12 protein-coding genes and 2 pseudogenes are annotated in these 17,951 nt (G+C 60.3%); 10 read left to right on the top strand and 4 right to left on the bottom strand.

The window, feature by feature from the left end; genetic code table 11:
• Positions 1 to 798 carry a FadR/GntR family transcriptional regulator gene (locus tag CCGE525_RS30330; RefSeq protein WP_120707912.1) on the bottom strand — a complete coding sequence of 266 codons (798 nt, stop codon included), beginning with the start codon at positions 796 to 798 and terminating at the stop codon, positions 1 to 3.
• Between the two features lie 471 nt (positions 799 to 1,269).
• Between CCGE525_RS30330 and CCGE525_RS30320 the strand changes: the two genes are divergently transcribed.
• Complete coding sequence (locus CCGE525_RS30320) at positions 1,270 to 2,025, top strand: 2-keto-4-pentenoate hydratase (protein WP_120707910.1); 756 nt, start codon at positions 1,270 to 1,272, stop codon at positions 2,023 to 2,025.
• 42 nt (positions 2,026 to 2,067) lie between these two features.
• Here the strand turns inward: CCGE525_RS30320 and CCGE525_RS30315 are convergent, their stop codons facing one another.
• Complete coding sequence (locus CCGE525_RS30315) at positions 2,068 to 2,766, bottom strand: GntR family transcriptional regulator (RefSeq protein ID WP_120707909.1); 699 nt, start codon at positions 2,764 to 2,766, stop codon at positions 2,068 to 2,070.
• Positions 2,767 to 2,848: 82 nt separating this feature from the next.
• Between CCGE525_RS30315 and CCGE525_RS30310 the strand changes: the two genes are divergently transcribed.
• From CCGE525_RS30310 to CCGE525_RS30280, 7 genes and pseudogenes are all read left to right on the top strand, one after another.
• Complete coding sequence (locus CCGE525_RS30310; protein WP_120708709.1) at positions 2,849 to 3,853, top strand: Ldh family oxidoreductase; 1,005 nt, start codon at positions 2,849 to 2,851, stop codon at positions 3,851 to 3,853.
• A 24-nt stretch (positions 3,854 to 3,877) separates the two neighbouring features.
• Positions 3,878 to 5,128 carry an iron-containing alcohol dehydrogenase gene (locus tag CCGE525_RS30305; protein WP_120708708.1) on the top strand — a complete coding sequence of 417 codons (1,251 nt, stop codon included), beginning with the start codon at positions 3,878 to 3,880 and terminating at the stop codon, positions 5,126 to 5,128.
• A 2-nt stretch (positions 5,129 to 5,130) separates the two neighbouring features.
• Complete coding sequence (locus CCGE525_RS30300) at positions 5,131 to 6,609, top strand: NAD-dependent succinate-semialdehyde dehydrogenase (RefSeq protein WP_120707908.1); 1,479 nt, start codon at positions 5,131 to 5,133, stop codon at positions 6,607 to 6,609.
• Between the two features lie 182 nt (positions 6,610 to 6,791).
• Positions 6,792 to 7,907, top strand: coding sequence for a mandelate racemase/muconate lactonizing enzyme family protein (locus CCGE525_RS30295; protein WP_120707907.1), 1,116 nt, complete (start codon positions 6,792 to 6,794; stop codon positions 7,905 to 7,907).
• Between the two features lie 130 nt (positions 7,908 to 8,037).
• The gene (locus CCGE525_RS30290; RefSeq protein ID WP_120708707.1) at positions 8,038 to 9,492 is read left to right on the top strand and encodes a DHA2 family efflux MFS transporter permease subunit; all 1,455 of its coding nucleotides are present in this window, start codon (positions 8,038 to 8,040) and stop codon (positions 9,490 to 9,492) included.
• Between the two features lie 454 nt (positions 9,493 to 9,946).
• Positions 9,947 to 10,992 (top strand): annotated as a pseudogene (locus tag CCGE525_RS30285) (NAD(P)-dependent alcohol dehydrogenase).
• Between the two features lie 194 nt (positions 10,993 to 11,186).
• Positions 11,187 to 12,929 (top strand): cation:proton antiporter domain-containing protein, encoded by a 1,743-nt coding sequence (locus tag CCGE525_RS30280; RefSeq protein ID WP_120707906.1) that lies wholly within the window; start codon positions 11,187 to 11,189, stop codon positions 12,927 to 12,929.
• A gap of 14 nt (positions 12,930 to 12,943) precedes the next feature.
• Here the strand turns inward: CCGE525_RS30280 and CCGE525_RS30275 are convergent, their stop codons facing one another.
• Positions 12,944 to 13,855, bottom strand: a complete 912-nt coding sequence (locus tag CCGE525_RS30275) for an acetamidase/formamidase family protein (RefSeq protein WP_120707905.1) — start codon at positions 13,853 to 13,855, stop codon at positions 12,944 to 12,946.
• A 317-nt stretch (positions 13,856 to 14,172) separates the two neighbouring features.
• Here CCGE525_RS30275 and CCGE525_RS30270 point away from each other — a divergent pair, with 317 nt between their 5' ends.
• The gene (locus tag CCGE525_RS30270) at positions 14,173 to 15,906 is read left to right on the top strand and encodes an adenylate/guanylate cyclase domain-containing protein (protein WP_120707904.1); all 1,734 of its coding nucleotides are present in this window, start codon (positions 14,173 to 14,175) and stop codon (positions 15,904 to 15,906) included.
• Positions 15,907 to 16,083: 177 nt separating this feature from the next.
• On the opposite strand, the pseudogene CCGE525_RS30265 reads toward CCGE525_RS30270, so the two are convergent.
• A pseudogene (locus CCGE525_RS30265) lies at positions 16,084 to 16,185 on the bottom strand (short-chain dehydrogenase); the annotation flags it as partial.
• Between the two features lie 784 nt (positions 16,186 to 16,969).
• Between CCGE525_RS30265 and CCGE525_RS30255 the strand changes: the two are divergent.
• Positions 16,970 to 17,884, top strand: coding sequence for a CheR family methyltransferase (locus CCGE525_RS30255; RefSeq protein WP_120708706.1), 915 nt, complete (start codon positions 16,970 to 16,972; stop codon positions 17,882 to 17,884).
• Positions 17,885 to 17,951: the final 67 nt, after the last annotated feature.

Below are 17,951 nucleotides of genomic sequence, written 5' to 3'. Positions count from 1 at the left end.
TCAGAAATCGTATCGATCGATGCGCCAGGAATCGAGCAGGCGGTGCGAGGCCTTGAGGGCCGCGTCGGGATTGCGGGCGACGATCGCGTCGAGGACGTCCTTGTGGTAGGGCAGGGAACGCTTCTGGCCCTCAGCCACTTCGTCATGGCTCGAAAGCGCTCGGTTGGCATAGATCGCGACGGCGATCAAATCGATAAGCTGCGCATAGATCATGTTGCGTGTGGCGGCAAAGATCGCGGTATGGAAGCGCAGGTCGGCATCGGCATTGGTGTTGATGTCGCCGATGGTGGAAACCATGTCCTCATAGGCAGAGGCTATGGCGGCGAGGTCCTCTGCGGTGCCGCGCGCAGCCGCCCGAGCCGTCGCTTCCGGCTCCAGAACTCGCCTGAGATCCTTGATCGAGCGCATGATCTCCACCGACGGACCGGTCTCGTAGTGCCAGACCATGACGTCGGTATCGAGATGATGCCAGTTGGAGCGCTCCTTGACCCGCGTGCCGACGCGGGTCTTGATTTCCACCAGCCCCTTGCCGGCTAGGCATTTCATCGCTTCGCGGATAACGGTGCGGCTGATGCCGAACTGCTCCACCAGATCCGGTTCGTTCGGAAGCGTCGCGCCGACCGGATAATCGCCGCCGACGATGCGGCGGCCGAGTTCATGCACGAAATAGCCGAAGACGCCGCGCCGGGGGATCGTGCCGTATTTGCGCACATAGGCATCGAATGGCGACTGCGTCACGATCAGTTTCGTTTCCGGGCTCACCCGAGAGGCAGTCGCTGCGCCAATGCCGTATTTCATTATCCGGGACTCTCATTCCTGGTTGAAGAGCCGATACAAGTAAAATTTCAGCTTATGACGGGCTCCTTGAGGATCTCACGCTGATATTTTGGGTTGCTCGTAACGGTTCCATAGTTGGTCGATATCGATTCGGCCATTCTCGTTGCGCCATATCTCGATAGAAGACTCTACCATGTCTTGTGTGCGTATGCCTACTGGCGCCACATCGACCAGTTTGTTCGAGAAAACGAGCTGAATGAGGCACGGCCTGGCATCGCGCAGGCGATCTTCCGCGCATGCATGGCATCATGCGCGACATAGGCTATTGACGTCATCATGCAACGCATATTCATGACAGCAAGCGCGACTTTGCTGCTTGACGGGATCGTATAAGCAATTGATATTGCCAAAATCGAATATCCGATCTGATTTGATGCTGCGGCGCCCGGCCATGGCTTTCGGAATTCCAGACAACGGAGCGGGGAGAGGACCTTGATCGAGAAGTGTGTTGCCGCGGCAGCGAAGAATTTGTTGAGCGCTCGGCGTAGCGGCTTCCACCTTGAGGGATTGGCTGACGACTTCGTTCCTGAAAGTGTCGAGGCTGCTTACAGCGTTCAAGATAAGCTGGTCGAACTAAGCGAAGAGGCGATCGGTGGCTGGAAGATCGCAGCCGGAACCGGTCCGGAGCCGCTTTGCTCGCCCATTCTCGCCGGTGCCTACCGCCGCGGCAGTGACGTCCTGAATGTTGCCGGCGCCATGGCGACGCTCGTCGAGGCTGAGGTCGGCGTCCGTTTCGGCAATGACCTGCCGCCGCGCGATACGCCCTATAGCCAGCAGGAGGTTCAGTCGGCGATCGCAGCGCTGCATCCGTCCCTCGAAATCCTGGGAACGCGTTTCAACCCCAAGCTGGAGGTGCCGCGGCTGACCGTTATCGCCGACCTGCAAAACAATTCCGCCGTCGCCGTCGGCGCGCCGAAGGAGAACTGGCAGGGGATCGATCTGTCGCGCCTCGGCATCACACTGAGGATCGGGACGGCGGTATCAACCGTCGATGCGGGGCCGTCCATTACCGATGTCATGGACGCACTGACGTGGCTCGCCAATGGCCGCGCCCGCGACCACGGCGGCTTCAAGGCCGGGCAGGTTGTCATTACCGGCTCGCGCATAAATGCGCCGGTCGGTCGTCCCGGCGAAACCGTCAGCGCCGATTTCGGCGCGCTGGGCGCCATTTCGCTGCGCCTTGTTTAAGGTCCGAGATCACAGAGGTTGCGACAGCAGGTCGCTTGCCGCCTATTCACTGCCGAAGATCATCATGAAGCGCTTGCGCGACCGTTCGATATGGTCACGCATCGCCGCTTCGGCGGCAGCAGCGTCCTTTTGCTTGATCGCAGCGATGATGCGCTCGTGCTCGTCATTGGCATCGGTTGTGGCGCGGGCGTGAAAGAACAGGCGGAAGAGATGTACATGCGTGTGCAGCCGCGCCAGCGTCTCATGAATCAGCAGATTGCCGCTGCCGATCGCGATGAGGTCGTGGAAGGTACTGTCGCTCTGGGCGAACTCGCCATAGGCAAGGCGGGGATCGTCATTGCGGGCCGAGCGCATGTCCTTGTCGACCTTCTCCAGCGCCTCGATCGCCTCGTCCGTCATGTTGACTGCAGCGCGACCGGCAGCGAAGGGCTCCAACAGCAGCCGCAGTTCATAGAGCTGCTGCAGCCGGTCCTTGTCGAGCTGCGGGGCGGCGCTGTAGCCGATGAGATGCGTCTTCACGACGAGACCCAGCGCTTCCAACCGAGACAGCGCCTCGCGGATCGGTGTCTGCGAGACGCCGAGCTCGCGCACAAGGCTATCGACCGAGATACGGCCACCCGGCGGGATCTTCAGCGACATCAGTTGCGCGTAGATCGCATTGTAAACTTCGTCGCCGAGACGGGGAGGGCGGCGCACGAAACTGCTTCCGGTATCACTCGTCCCGATCAGACCCTTTACCATTGAAAATTACTCCCTTGACGCAATCTTTCCTTAGCAGCATAGTGCCTTGGCTTCAATCAGATATCCGATCGGATTTTATGTTGTGACTGTTGTCGACGCGAATTTGTTGCGGGATGTGGCTGCCAAGGCACTCAAACGCGCAGGTATTCCACAGGATCATGCCGATCAGCAGCTTAATCTCCTATTCGAAGCCGAACTTCGCGGTATCCCGTCCCACGGTTTTCTCCGTCTCGACCGAATCACGCGCCGCATCGCCAATGGCGTTGCGGATCCTAATGTGCGCGGTCTGCATGAATGGCGCAAGCGTGCCTTCCTGAGTGTCGACGGCCAGCGTGGGCTAGGCCCCGTTGTCGTGAATGCGGCACTGGAGGCACTGACGGCGAGGGCGCGGGAGACGGGTATCGCCGTGGCCGCAATCCGCAATTCCAATCATATCGGCATGCTCGGCTGGTATGCCGAACGGGTCGCCGCCGAAGGCTTCACCATTATCGCGCTGTCGACCAGCGAAGCCCTGGTGCATCCCTGGGGTGCCCGCCGCGCCATGCTCGGCACCAATCCGATCGCGATCGGCATTCCGAGCGAGGATAGGCCCTTTATGATGGATACCGCCACCGGCATCGTATCGATGGGCGAGATCCATGACCACGCGCATCGCAAGGCGCCGATCCCGCAGCATTGGGCGCTAGATGCCGCCGGCAATCCGACAACGGACGCCGAGGCGGCAAAGAAAGGTGCGATCGCGCCCTTCGGTCAGGCCAAAGGTTATGCGCTCGGTCTCGCTTTCGAGTTGCTGGTCAGCAGCCTTGCGAGTGCCGCCATCGGGACCGATGTGCGCGGGACGCTGGACGAGACGGAGATTTGCAACAAGGGCGACATCTTCATTGTCATCGATGGCCCGCATTACGGCCTCAAGGCCTATCTCGACGAAATTCGTGCGTTGGAGCCGGCCGCGGGCTTCGATCGGGTGCTGATCCCCGGCGAGCGCGGCCGCGCCTGCCGCGAGCAGCGACTGCGGGATGGCGTGCCGATCGCCGACGAGGTTTGGGAACGGCTGCAAGTTCTGGCCGGAACGAAAGTTGCGGCCTGATGGGCCGCTAAAGGAGAAATGGCATTGTCATTGTTCGGTACACTGCGCACACCGCGTAATCTGGTCTTTGGCGTTGGCCAGCGCCGCGCGCTCGCATCCTGTGCGGCCGGTCTGGGCAAACAGGCATTGGTCGTCACCGACGAACGGCTGGCGGGCGACGGCGAGCTCAAGTATATTGTCGATACTCTCTCGCAAGCTAGTGTAAAAACAAAGATATTTGATGGCACTATAGCCGAATTGCCGCTGGAATGCATCGCCCGCGGCGTTGAGTTGGGCAAAGCTCTCGGCGCCGATCTCGTCATCGGCGTCGGCGGCGGCAGTTGCATCGATGCCGCAAAGGTGATCGCACTGCTGCTGGCGCATGGCGGCAGGGCTCAGGATTATTACGGCGAGTTCAAAGTGCCGGGACCGGTCTTGCCGCTGATCGCTTTGCCGACAACCTCGGGCACTGGTTCCGAGGTGACGCCCGTTGCTGTCATCACGGATCCCGACCGCGCCGTAAAAGTCGGCATCGCCAGCCCCCATCTGATTTCGCACACCGCAATCTGCGATCCGGAGTTGACCTATTCCTGTCCGCCGTCCCTGACCGCCGTATCCGGCGCCGACGCGCTGACCCATGCAATCGAGGCCTATACGACGGTGCGTCGCGAGCCGACCGGAACGATCGTCCACGAACATGTTTTTCTCGGCAAGAATGTGCTGAGCGACAATTACGCACTGATGGCGATCTCGCACATTACCGCCAGTCTGAAGCAGGCCTATGACAACGGGAGTGATGCTGTGGCGCGCGAAAGACTGATGCTGGGGGCGACCACCGCCGGCCTCGCGTTCGGCACGGCGGGCACGGCGGCTGCCCATGCTGTGCAATATCCGGTCGGAGCCATGACCCACACGCCGCACGGCATGGGTGTCGCTGTCATGATGCCCTATGTCATGGAGTTTAACCGCAACCATTGCGAGGCCGAACTGGGTGAGATCGGTGTTGCCATGGGCCTCGATCTTGCCGGCGCATCTGCGTTTGAGCGCGCCTCCACGACGATCGATGCCGCCGATCGCCTCTTTGCATCGATCGGCATTCCAAAGACCATCGCCGATCTCGGTGTTGTCGCTGACCAATTGCCCCTGGTTGCCGAGCAGGCGATGGGCAGCGCCCGGCTGATCAAGAACAATCCCCGTCCGCTCGACATGGCGACGATGACAGTGCTGGTCGAGGCCGCGTTCAGTGGCGACCGCAGCCGTCTTCGCGCCATCGCATCCGACCGAAAGGCAAGTTGAACATGAACGCCATCCAGAAAATCTCCGCGGCTATCAGTTTCGATATCGCCGCTATCCCGACCGATCTTTATATCGGCGGCAAATGGCGGCCCGCTTCGACGGGCAAGCGCGCCGACGTGGTCGATCCCTCGACCGGCGTCACGATCGGATCGGTCGCCGACTGCACCGTTGACGATGCCATGGAGGCAGTCGCTGCCGCTCATGCCGCAGCGGCCGGCTGGGCCGCGACCGCGCCGCGCAAGCGCTCCGAGATCCTGCGCCGCTGTTTTGAGCTGATGATCGAGCGCAAGGATATGCTTGCCGAGCTGATCAGCCTGGAAAACGGCAAGGCGTTGAACGATGCCCATGGAGAAGTCGCCTATGCCGCCGAATTCTTCCGCTGGTTTTCCGAGGAAGCCGTGCGGTTGAACGGCGATATCTATTCCGCACCCTCCGGCGCCAACAAGATTATCGTCCAACACCAGCCGATCGGCATCGCCGTGCTCGTCACGCCATGGAACTTCCCGGCGGCGATGGCGACGCGAAAGATCGCGCCGGCTTTGGCGGCGGGCTGCACCTGCGTTTTAAAGCCGGCGACAGAAACACCGTTGACTGCCTTCGCGCTGGCTGAGATCTATGCCGAGGCGGGTGTACCGGATGGCGTTGTCAACGTCGTCACGACATCGCAGGCAGGCCCGGTCGTCAGCGCCATGCTGCACGATCCGCGCGTGCGCAAGCTCTCCTTCACCGGTTCGACGCCGGTTGGCCGCAAGCTGCTGCATGAGGCCGCCGATACCGTCATCTCCTGCTCGATGGAGCTTGGCGGCAATGCGCCCTTCATCGTCTTTGACGACGCCGATCTGGGCGCGGCGATCGAAGGCGCTATGGTCGCCAAGATGCGCAATGGCGGCGAAGCCTGCACGGCGGCAAACCGCTTCTATGTACAGAAGGGCGTTGTCGACGAGTTTTCCAAGCGCCTTGCCGAGCGCATGAACGCCATGACGGTCGGAGTCGGCTACGACAAGGCGACGCAGTGCGGGCCAGTCATCAACAAAACCGCACTCGACCGCATTGCCGGCCTCGTCGATGACGCGACCGCGCGGGGCGCGAAAGTCCTGACCGGCGGCAAGCCGCTCGATCAGGACGGCTACTATTTCCCGCCAACGGTGCTCACGGATGTCATCGCCGATGCGAATATTACGGCCGCCGAGATTTTCGGCCCGATCGCCGCGATCACAACGTTTGAAACCGAGGAAGAGGCTATCCGTGTCGCCAACGATACCGAATTCGGCTTGATCTCCTATGTCTACACCCGCGATCTCAGCCGGGGGCTGCGCGTATCGGAGCGGATGGAAAGCGGCATGGTCGGCCTGAACCGCGGGCTCGTTTCCGATCCCGCCGCCCCGTTCGGTGGCACCAAGCAGAGCGGTCTCGGCCGGGAAGGGGCTCACCACGGCATTCTGGAATTCTGCGAAACCAAATACATCGCCGTCACGTGGTGACGATTTTCCTTCTCCCCAGCGGGGAGAAGGTGCCCGACAGGGCGGATGAGGGGGGCGAGAAGCGGGAGCTTCGAGCGTCTTGAGCAGTGAGCGAAAGACAGTCTCCCCGGCAACGCCCCCTCAACCCGCGCTACACGCGACCTTCTCCCCGATGGGGCGAAGGTAAGTGAAGGAGAACTAGCTTGAAGATCAAGAGCGTAGAAGCTTTCCAGTTGCCTATGGGCGCTGGTGAAGCAACGTCACCGCGTTGTGCATTCGTCCGCATCGAAACTGAAGATGGTCGGTTCGGCCTCGGCGAGGCCTCGCCGATGCAAGGCGGTGTTGCCTCGCTCGGCATCATCGCCAGGGATATGGCGCCTTATCTCGTCGGCAAGGATGTGCTCGACCATACCATCCTGCTCGACACGCTGTTCCATAAATGCGTGAAGCTCGGCCCGGAGGGTGCGACGACTGCGGCTCTTGCCGCCCTCGACATCGCCCTTTGGGACCTGAAGGGAAAGCTTCTGGGGCAGCCGGTCCACAAGCTGCTCGGTGGCGCCTGGACGACGAGCCTGCCGTGCTACACTTCCATCGGCAATAATTCGGGCCGTACCGTTGACGAAGTGCTCCGTGTCGTCGAGCGGCGTGTCGCCAAGGAAAAGCCGGCGGCGGTGAAGATCCGCTGGGATGGCGACCGCACCAAACAAGACGTCGATCTTGCCGGTGATATCGCCAAGGCCAAGGCCGTGCGCAAGCTGCTGGGCGATGATTTCGTCATTGGCTTCGACGCCAATAATGGCTACTCGATCGGCGGTGCGATCCGCGTCGGCCGCGCGCTGGAAGACCTTGGCTATATGTGGTTCGAAGAGCCGGTGCAGCACTATAACGTCCGCGCCATGGGTGAGGTGGCACAACGACTGGACATCACGGTTTCGGCGGGCGAACAGACCTATACGCTGCAAGGGCTCCGCGAACTGATCGACGCCGGCGTGCGCATGGTGCAGCCGGATATTGTGAAAATGGGTGGCATCACCGGCTTGATGAAATGCTCCGCGCTGGCTCATGCCCATGGTGTCGAGCTGGTGCCGCACCAGACGCAGCCAACCGTCGGTCATCTCGCGAACATTCACGTGCTCAGCACGATCATGCATCTCGCCAAGCCGGTGGAACTGGCCGACAATTGGGAGCGCGGTTCGCCTGTCTTCGTCAATCCGTCCGAGCCGAACAACGGCCGCTTCGAACTACCGACAGCACCGGGGCTTGGGGTACAATTCGACGCCGTCGAATTGGAGAAGCGCAAGATCGTGATCAAATTCTGATCCGGCCCCTAAGCGAAACGTGATCGTCCTATCGAATGATGGGACGATTTGCGTCTATCGGAAACGGTTCCGAACCGTTTAAATAGCAGGAGATGTGAGGCGGATTCGGAGCAATTTGTGAATGACTGATATGTCCACGCGCAAGCGGGCGGAGCCGGCACAGGTTTCCGGTTCGCGCCCGCTACTGATTGCATTGCTCGTGGCCGGCGCCTTCTTCATGGAAAATCTCGATGGCACGGTTATTGCCACTGCGCTGCCGCAGATGGCCGTGTCTTTCGGTGCCCGACCCGTCGATCTCAATATCGGCATGAGTGCCTATCTGCTGACGCTCGGGGTCTTCATCCCGATCAGCGGCTGGATCAGCGATCGTTTCGGCGCCCGGCTGGTTTTCACGACTGCCGTCGTGGTCTTCACGCTGGCTTCAGTTCTCTGCGGCTTTGCCGACAGTGTCGGCTCCTTTGTCGCCATGCGAATCCTGCAGGGGATCGGTGGTGCGATGATGGTGCCGGTCGGCCGCCTCGTGGTTCTCAACAATACGCCGAAGGATCGATTGATCTCGGCAATTGCGACGATCACTTGGCCGGCGCTCGTGGCGCCTATTTTGGGGCCGCCGCTCGGCGGTTTCATCACCGATCATGCGACCTGGCGCTGGATCTTCTTCCTCAATCTGCCGCTCGGCATATTGGCGTTCGTCTTCGCTCTCATGCTGATCCCGGAGACCAAGAACGCCGCGCGGCCGCCGTTCGACTGGATTGGCTTCGTCATCAGCGGTTTCGGGCTTGCGAGTCTGATGTATGGTCTGGAGCTGATCGGCCGTCCCGATCCGGTCTGGCTGGAAGCCTGGGCCTATGTCATTGTCGGCCTTGCTCTTCTAGCCGCCGCCGTGTTCCATTTCCGGCGAACCGAACATCCCCTGATCGATTTAGTGGCGTTGAAACAGTCGACTTTTGCCATCACTATTTCCGGCGGCTCGCTCTTTCGCATCGCCATCGGCGCTGTGCCTTTCCTGCTGCCGCTGATGTTCCAGGTCGGTTTTGGGCTCACCGCCTTTCACGCCGGCATGCTCACCTTGGCGGTCTTTGCCGGCAATCTAGCGATGAAGCCGGGTACGACGCCGATCCTGCGGCGCTTCGGGTTCAAGCCGGTGCTGCTGGTCAACGGCATCCTCAATGCGATCTTCATCGCTGCCTGCGCACTGTTTTCGCCGGATACGTCCCTCTGGTTCGTCATCCCGGTGCTGTTTATTGGCGGCATGTGCCGGTCGATGCATTTCACGGCGTTGAACACCATCGCCTTTGCCGACATCCCGGCACAGCAGATGACAGGGGCGAACACGGTGTTCAGCACGGCCTTTCAAGTGACCATGGGCATGGGGATTGCCGTCGGCGCCATCGGCATCCGTATCGGCCAGGCGATCAGCGCGCCGCTTGGCATGAACGGGATCACCGCCATCGAGTTCCGCCTGGCTTTCGTCATGCTTGGGATCATCGCTTTGCTCGCCGTTGTGGATTGCCTGCCGCTCGACCCAAAGGCCGGCGAGAATGTTTCGCGCAAGCCGAAATCGAGCGCAAAAAAGGCGGCCTAAACGGTCGCCTTGGCAGGAGCAGGCAGGTGGGACCCATCGCCGCTTAGCGGCTCAAAAATGATAGTGGATAAGGTTATAGCGTAAGAGCAGGGCAGGCACTGCGATCAAAAGGAGAAGAAGCACTGCCATACTTGCGGCACGTAACATTTTTAAGCGACGCGTGCGCTGACCGGTCCAGTCATATACCATTTACATGTCTCCCCGTTCCTCGCGTGCTAAAAGGCAGTAAAATCAAACGCTAGTCAATACTAATAATAGAACTACCTTTAACAAGGGGCACCTAATCCTTTGGATTGGTGAGCGCTTCGCCCGTCTTGTGTGGAGCTGCCTCAATTTGCCCCTTTCTTGGCAGAAAGATCATTTTGTGGCGGCGACCACGGCTATATAACAAACGATGAATGTCCTCGCGGTCATGCGGGGATGGGAGATTGCTTCCGAACAGAGGAAAGACGTGATGAGCAAGATGCGTGCCCTGGTACTGGAGCGTCAGCATGAGCTGGCGCTACGCGATATCGACTTGCCGCAGGAGGTCGGGCCGGGTGAGGTGAAGGTCAAGATCCACACGGTCGGCGTCTGCGGATCGGACGTGCACTACTACACGCACGGCCGTATCGGCCCATTCGTCGTCAATGCGCCGATGGTACTCGGCCATGAGGCAGCCGGAACAGTTGTTGAAGTCGGCACGGGTGTGACGCATCTGAAGGTCGGCGACCGCGTCTGCATGGAGCCCGGTATTCCGGACTCCAATTCCAAGGCCAGCCGTCTTGGCATGTACAATGTCGACCCCGCGGTCACTTTCTGGGCGACTCCGCCTATCCACGGCGTGCTGACGCCCTTCGTGGTGCATCCGGCCAATTATACCTTCAAACTACCTGACAATGTCAGCTTCGCCGAGGGCGCCATGGTCGAGCCTTTCGCGGTCGGTATGCAGGCGGCCACCAAGGCGAAGATCACACCCGGCGACACGGCTGTCGTGCTCGGGGCCGGCCCGATCGGCACCATGGTTGCCATCGCCGCGCTTGCCGGGGCTGCGCCCGCGTCATCGTTGCAGATCTTGCTCAGCCGAAGCTCGATATCGCCGCTCACTATCAAGGCGTAATCCCGGTCAATATTCGCGAGAAGAACCTGGTCGAAGAGGTCAAGCGGCTGACGGACGGCTGGGGTGCCGATGTCGTGTTCGAATGCTCCGGTTCGCCGAAGGCCTGGGAAACGGTGATGGAACTGCCGCGTCCCGGCGGCGTTATCGTCGCCGTCGGTCTGCCGGTGGCGCCGGTGGGTTTCGATGTCTCCACGGCATCGACGAAGGAAATCCGCATCGAGACCGTCTTCCGTTATGCGCATCAATATGAGCGTTCCATCGCTCTGATCGCATCCGGCCGCGTCGATCTGAAGCCGCTGATCTCCGAAACCTTCAAATTCGAGCAGTCGATCGAAGCCTTCGATCGTGCCGTGGAAGCCCGGCCGAGCGATGTGAAGCTGCAGATCGTTCTGGATCAATAAGCATTTGCTCTCTCCGCCGCGCCCTGCAAATGGCGCGGCGGATTGCTTTTTGGCTTCGCATGATGTTGTCCGAAAACACCCTGCGTTTTTCCGGATCATGCCCGAACCGGTAGACGTCCCCGCAAGAGCGATGCTAGCCTAGCATCAAACAGAGGGAATTTGGCGGTAACGCCGTGAACTGGGAAAGGGCCGACGTGCCGCACGACGTCGCATTGATAGCACTGATCGCCGCCGGTTTCGTGTTTGCGGCCATTTTCGGCTATCTCGCTGACCGGCTGCATCTGCCGCCGTTGGTCGGATACCTCGTTGCCGGCGTGATGATCGGTTCGTCGACGCCTGGTTTTGTCGCCGACACCGCGCTTGCGTCGCAACTGGCCGAAATCGGCATCATCCTCTTGATGTTCGGCGTCGGCCTGCATTTTTCGGCAGCCGATCTGCTCGCGGTGCGGGGGGTCGCGATTCCCGGCGCCATCGGTCACATCACCATTGCCACACTCCTGGGTATTGGCCTGACGTCACTATGGGGCTGGGGCATAGGTGCCGGTCTGGTCTTCGGCTTGAGCCTTGCCGTCGCCAGTACCGTTGTGGTGCTGAAAGCGTTGGAAGAGCGCAATCTGGTCAGTACGGCCAACGGCCGCGTCGTCGTCGGCTGGCTGATCGTCGAAGATCTGGCGATGGTGCTCGCGCTCGTGCTGTTACCGGCTTTTGCCGGAGTCCTTGGCGGTGACGCTGATGCCGGCGCTCAAGCCAGTACCGGGCCAATCGGGCTGACCATCGGCATTACCCTTGTCAAGGTGGCGGCTTTTGCCGCTATTGCGATTTTCCTCGGCCCGAGGGTCGTCCCCTGGCTGTTGACCTCCGTTGCAAGGACCGGTTCGCGCGAACTCTTTACCCTGTCGGTCCTTGCCATCGCGCTCGGCATCGCTTTTGGCGCAGCGGAGATATTCGGCGTTTCCTTCGCACTCGGCGCGTTCTTTGCCGGTCTTATCATGAGCGAATCCCGTCTCAGCCATCGGGCTGCGGCCGATTCCCTGCCATTGCAGAATGCCTTTTCGGTATTGTTCTTTGTTTCCGTCGGCATGCTCTTCGATCCGTCGGTACTGGTGCGCGAACCGCTGATGATCTTGGGGGTGCTCGCTGTTATCATTCTCGGCAAATCGCTGAGCTCTTTCAGCGTCGTGACGTTGCTGCGCTATCCCCCTAACATAGGGTTTGCAGTTGCCTCCGGGATTGCCCAGATCGGCGAGTTTTCCTTCATCCTGGCCGCCCTCGGCATCTCGCTGGGTCTCCTGCCGCGCGAAGGGCAGAATCTGATTCTTGCAGGCGCCATATTGTCGATCACGGTCAACCCGCTGGTTTTCGCCGGCATTGGAAGGCTGGAGAAATGGACTATTTCCCGGTGGCCGGGACTGACGGCCGGCTATGGAGCGGCAAAGCAAGAACGGCTACGTCGTGAACTGGCCGCCATCGGCGCGCAGCGCGAGGCGCGGGACCGGCAGCATCATCTTGAAATCGAGCAGTTGATCGAGACGTTTCCGATGTTCGACAAAGTCGATGAAAGCGCACAAGAAGAACTTCTGCTGCTTTTCCGGCCAAGGTCGGCATCGCCCGGCGATCGCGTCATCCGCACCGGCGACCGGGGCGACAGCATGTATTTCATTGCGTCCGGTGCGGTCGAAGTGCAGCTTGAGGACGACGAGATTCCACTCCGCGCCGGCTCGTTCTTCGGCGAGATGGCGCTATTGACGGGCGCACGCCGCACTGCCGACGTGGTGGCGGTCGATTTCTGTCAATTCCTCGTGCTGGAACGCCGCGACTTCAACCTGTTCATGTCCCGCCACCCGCGACTGCGCGCCGCCGTCAGCAGCATGGCCCGAGAGCGGCAGGAGATGAACGTCTCACGCCAGAAGCGGGATCAATCGCTGGACGCGGGTTGATTGATTTCGCAAGCCTACCGCCGTGCCAGCCAGGCCTTTGAAACACGGCAGGCCATCGTATAGGCCGGATCGAAAACATTCCCGACGTCATAACGCACGACCTGACCGAGCAGATGGCTGGCGGCGGTTTTGTCGAGCCCATAATCGGAGGTCAGCCAGCGCAGCATTTCGCTGGTCGCATGCTGCAGCGCCTGGTCGAGCGGTCGGGTATTGCCGATGGTGAAAATGTCGTCGGCGGTTTCGCCACGCGGCCAGACGATCGTCTTCTTCTTTTCGACGCTGAGCCGCACTGTCACTTCGAAGGTGGTCTCGATGCCGGTCCCGACGATCTCGCCGTCGCCTTGCACGGCATGGCAATCGCCAAGGAAGAAGAGGGCGCCCGGCGCCGATACCGGAAACCAGATTGTCGTGCCGGGTCCGAGGAGCCGGTAATCCATATTGCCGCCGTATTCACCGCTGGTGGCGGTGGATATGGCCTGGCCGAGCGACGGTGCGACGCCGAAGCAGCCGATCATGGGCGACAGCGGCAAAACGAAAGATTCGAGACCGGCGACCGGCTCGGAAAGCCGGGCCGTCAATGCCTGGCGATCGATCTGCCAGATCACCTTGTCACTCGGCGGCAGCGTCCGCACGTCTTCCGGGTCAACGACATTGCCGGCAACGACACTCCGGGTGAAGCCTGTGCCGCGCGTCGGCACCATGCCGAGGATTTCGACCTTCAATGAATCGCCCCGTTCCGCGCCTTCGACAAAAATCGGACCGTTCATCGGATTCGGGCCGGAAGCCCGCTGGATGCCTTCCTTATCGTAACCGGCGGCATCTAGCGTCTCAGTGATGACCGTGTCGCCATTGGCGATGTGCAACGCCGGAGGAAGAGAACCAATGACGTTGTGATAGGCCGTCGGAGTGAAACGATGCGTTGCCATGGAGCGTCAGCCTTGTCTGGAGTCGGGTCGACCTAACCTATGCCGGATTCGGCCGCAGCGGAAAGGGCCGAATACTCGCAATTCTCGCGGTCCTACGAAATATCTCCGACGCCTTGCTTTGTAGCTTCCGTCCCTGGGGAACGTAACGCTGTGGGTCATGGAGCAATCGCCTCGACCCGACCCGGAATCGCCGATCGCCTTCAACCATAAGCAGCTTTGTGTTACGACAATTCAGGCGGGATCGAGGTGCGCATGCGGGGGAATAGACATTTCAAATGCTTTCACTTTTCCAGAACTTAAGGAAATTTTCCGGCTCGATGATCAAACAGTCGATCAGGAGGAGGATCGTCGCGATCGCTGCCGGCTTGATCGTCCTGATGATCGCGACTTCTGTACTGTCGATGGCGATGGTTGGGAGGGTGGGTCATCTGCTCGATGAGCTGACGGCAAGGTACAATCCGGTAAACGAGCATTTGGCGCGGATCAATATCCTGTCGTTTGAACGAGCTCTTGCACTGCGTCGCATGATGATCGCAAAGATGCAGGAGCCGCCCGATGAGACGGGGTACCAGGCTCGCAAGCAGCTATTTGACGCGAAGGCTGCCGAAACCGACCGCGAGGTGCAGACTGCACGCGAGCTCATCAATGCAATCATCGCGGATACAAGTACGCCTTCTGACAATGCAGCACTGGCACGCATCGACAGCCGGCTCGACGGCCTGATGAGTGATGGCCGTCGCCTTCTGAACCAGGAGATTGGAGAACTGCTTGCACGCCTCGATGCGCGGGATTTTGACGGCGTGAGAGATCACCTTTCACGCGTCGATGCGCTGCGTGATGAACTCAATCAAAGGATCGACGCCCTTCGGGAGGAGATGCTGAAAGTGAGCTACGGCGCCATCGCAACGATTAGGGCGCAGCAATCTCAGGCAGTCCTGATCTCCGCGATCGCCACGCTGCTTGCCGCGGTCATCGGGTTAATTTTCGCCAACCTTGTGAGCGGTGGCATTATTCGCTCGGTCCGGCAATTGCTCGAGGGTACGCGCGCCGTCGAGGCGGGCCATCTCGATCAATCCATCGATGTCACGACGCGCGACGAAATTGGAGAGCTGGCCGCCGCATTCAACCGGATGGTCGTGCAGCTGCGCGAAAACCAGCGCGTCAGGGAAACTTTTGGCAAATACATCGATCCCCGCGTGGTGGAAGGCCTTATCGATCGCCCAAACTTGACCGCAACGGAAGGTCGGCGCAGGTTGATGACGGTGCTGTTCTGCGATCTGAGGGGATTTACGAGCCTGAGCGAAGGCTTGGTGCCCCAAGGTCTGGTCAAGGTCATGAACCGCTACTTTTCGCTTATGTCCGAACCTATCCGCACCAACCGCGGGATCATCGACAAATATATCGGCGACGGCATCATGGCCTATTGGGGCCCTCCATTTGTTGACGAGGCTGATCACGCGCGACTTGCGTGCCTCGCCACTGTGGAAATGATCGAGCGCATCGAGACGTTGCGTCGGGAAATTCCCGAACTGCTGGGTGTCCGCGGCACGCCGATGGAGAAATGCGATTTGCGGATAGGCATTGCGACGGGTGACGCCTTGGTCGGAAGCATCGGCTCAGACATCATGATGAGTTATACGGTGATGGGCGATGTCGTAAATCTCGCCTCGCGCCTGGAAGGCGCAAATAAGGCTTACGGCACCCGCAATCTGGTATGTGAGAGAACAATGGCCGCGGCGGGTACCGCACTCGAGTTCCGCGAAGTCGATCGGATCGTGGTCGCGGGCCAAACGCATCCGGAGGCGGTTTTTGAGGTGCTTGGACGCAATGGCGAGCTGGCACCGGAACGATTGGCGTCACGGGACTTTTATCGGGAAGGGCTCACCGCATACCGCGAACGTCGGTGGGATGATGCGCTTCGCGCGCTCAAGGCGTCGCTGGAGGTGATGCCTGGTGACGGACCATCGTTGGGCCTGCTGGACCGCATCGAAAACCTCAAGGTAAATCCACCCTCCCAAGATTGGGACGGGTCGTGGCGCATTGAAAAATAGTCATCCTGGCGCAGCCGGCAGATCATCCGGCTTCGTGGGACAATCACGAACACAGTCGCAAATTCAATTGATCGGCGGGCAGCCGATAGCCTTGTGCCGGATCGCCGTCACGACAGTCGTCGCGATCCACTTCGGCAGCCGGCCAACCTGCGTCATATCCAAGCATTGTGGATCCTCTAAGGAAGCCATGCAGTCTACGAATGCGGGGCGCTCGACGTCCCATACGCCGAGCTTATCGAGGATTTCGGTCTCGACTCGTCCCGGGCTCAGGATGTTGACAAGATCCCCAATGGGGCAGGACTCCGCTGATCAATGGTTGTGGGCCGGCACAAGTTCGCCACTACGCCCTTTGGTCCGTGTGTAGATCCGGTTTGCCGAATTGAGGCGAAGGAGTGTACGGGGTTAAGCTCTCCGTATGACTATGTTCCGGATTCCGTTGGCTCAGAATTTCCTGATGATCGCCAGTCTTCTGGCCGCCTTGGTGCTTGCCTTGCACGTCCCGGGCGTCCCATCAGCGACGAGTCATCATAGGCTATACCACACGGCGGCTTCGGTTGTTTCGCGGCGCAACACTCATGACTGTACACAGATTGTCCGCGGCGAAGGACCCAGGCTAACGCGGCCGACGAAAATCTTGCGCAAATGCCGTCGCGCCGTTTATTCGGCCTTCTGCGTCATCAGTTTGCCGCTCGTTCTCCCGGAACTTGAGATTGTGCGGACATTTTTCGCGAGGGATTGGCCAAGGCTGTTTCCTGCCGATCCCCAAAACCTTCAGCGCCCTCCAACGTGCCCTGTCTAACCCAGCCAGGCTTTTTTGCCTTCGACAGGCGTCGGTAGGACAAGTGGTCCTCCGCCGCGCGGAACTCGAAATCTGCCGACATACCTAAGACCGCGGCCGCCGAATTTATCCGGCGTCTGCAGGCGTAGGTTTCGGCAAGTTTCAAACGAGCCTGTCGATGACGACGCAGGTCAGCCTGGTGTTCGCGAGTGTCCCGATCCCATTCAAATCCTTGTGCTTGCTCGATCTCCGCAGGAGATGGCTGCACGTTTGCAGGAGTTCTCGATGCCGGCGTCTATGACCAGTTTCAACACTCTCCGTCAGGCTCCCCGTCGCGTTTGCCGCGCGTTCTGGGAGACCATCCCAAGCCCTGTGCGGCGAACGCCATTCATGTTCCGCACGGGGCGATATATCTACCGTAGGTTCACACGCAACACCTCGCGGGTTCAGTCTCACTACACCCAATTCATGCGTAACCCGCCGCTGCTGTCGCTCATAGGAGCGCTCGCGTCTCAATACCCGCGCAATGGCAACGTCAGGATCGCTTCGGTCGGCTGCAGTACGGGCGCCGAACTGTATTCGGTTCTTTATTCGGTCAGGAAGATTCGGAGCGATCTGCGGCTCACGGCGCTCGGCGCAGACATATCGAGCGAAGTCGTGGAGGTGGCAAGGCGGGGCGTCTACCATCCGGACGTTCCGGCTGCCGAAGGAAGCCTCTACATCGCGGGCAGGGCGGAAGTCGCAAGCGTCGACGTGCCGTCACTCATGGAGATCCTGCAGCCGCTTCCGGATGGCTCACTGCAGGTGAAGGACTGGCTCAGACAGGATGTCACTTGGCTCACCGCGGACGCGACGGATGGCAGATTGCTGGATCTCGTCGGTCGGCAGGATTTCTTGCTGGCGAACAATTTCATGGGACCGATGGAGGACCGGGTGGCCGAACGGTGTCTCCGCAACATGATGAGGCTGGTCGCTCCCGGCGGATATCTGATCGTCGACGGCATTGATCTCGACGTCAAAACCAAGGTGTTGAAGGCATCCGGATTCCGACCCGTGCTGACTAGCCAGGAGGAGATATGGGCTTCGGATGGGTCGAAGAATGGCTGGCCCTGGCTGCGCTGGGCGCGGGAGCCTCTGGACCGCCGAGAGCCGAATTGGGCGGTGCGATATTCCGTCATCTTCCACCTCGCAGATCGGTAGCTTTCCCCAGGTTCCCGTTCGGCCGCCGTCGGTTCAGGCTATTGGCGGCCGGCGACCTGTCAGCCAG

It is taken from the genome of Rhizobium jaguaris, assembly GCF_003627755.1.
Taxonomy (GTDB): Bacteria; Pseudomonadota; Alphaproteobacteria; order Rhizobiales; family Rhizobiaceae; genus Rhizobium; species Rhizobium jaguaris.
This window is presented reverse-complemented; position numbering and strand designations above follow the sequence as displayed.

What these genes read in the sequence shown, in the direction of transcription:
- CCGE525_RS30330 (WP_120707912.1), bottom strand. Translation starts at nt 798, where the DNA reads ATGAAATACGGCATTGGCGCAGCGACTGCCTCTCGGGTGAGCCCGGAA.
- CCGE525_RS30315 (WP_120707909.1), bottom strand. Translation starts at nt 2,766, where the DNA reads ATGGTAAAGGGTCTGATCGGGACGAGTGATACCGGAAGCAGTTTCGTG.
- CCGE525_RS30300 (WP_120707908.1), top strand. Translation starts at nt 5,131, where the DNA reads ATGAACGCCATCCAGAAAATCTCCGCGGCTATCAGTTTCGATATCGCC.
- CCGE525_RS30290 (WP_120708707.1), top strand. Translation starts at nt 8,038, where the DNA reads ATGTCCACGCGCAAGCGGGCGGAGCCGGCACAGGTTTCCGGTTCGCGC.
- CCGE525_RS30275 (WP_120707905.1), bottom strand. Translation starts at nt 13,855, where the DNA reads ATGGCAACGCATCGTTTCACTCCGACGGCCTATCACAACGTCATTGGT.
- CCGE525_RS30270 (WP_120707904.1), top strand. Translation starts at nt 14,173, where the DNA reads ATGATCAAACAGTCGATCAGGAGGAGGATCGTCGCGATCGCTGCCGGC.
- CCGE525_RS30255 (WP_120708706.1), top strand. Translation starts at nt 16,970, where the DNA reads ATGCCGGCGTCTATGACCAGTTTCAACACTCTCCGTCAGGCTCCCCGT.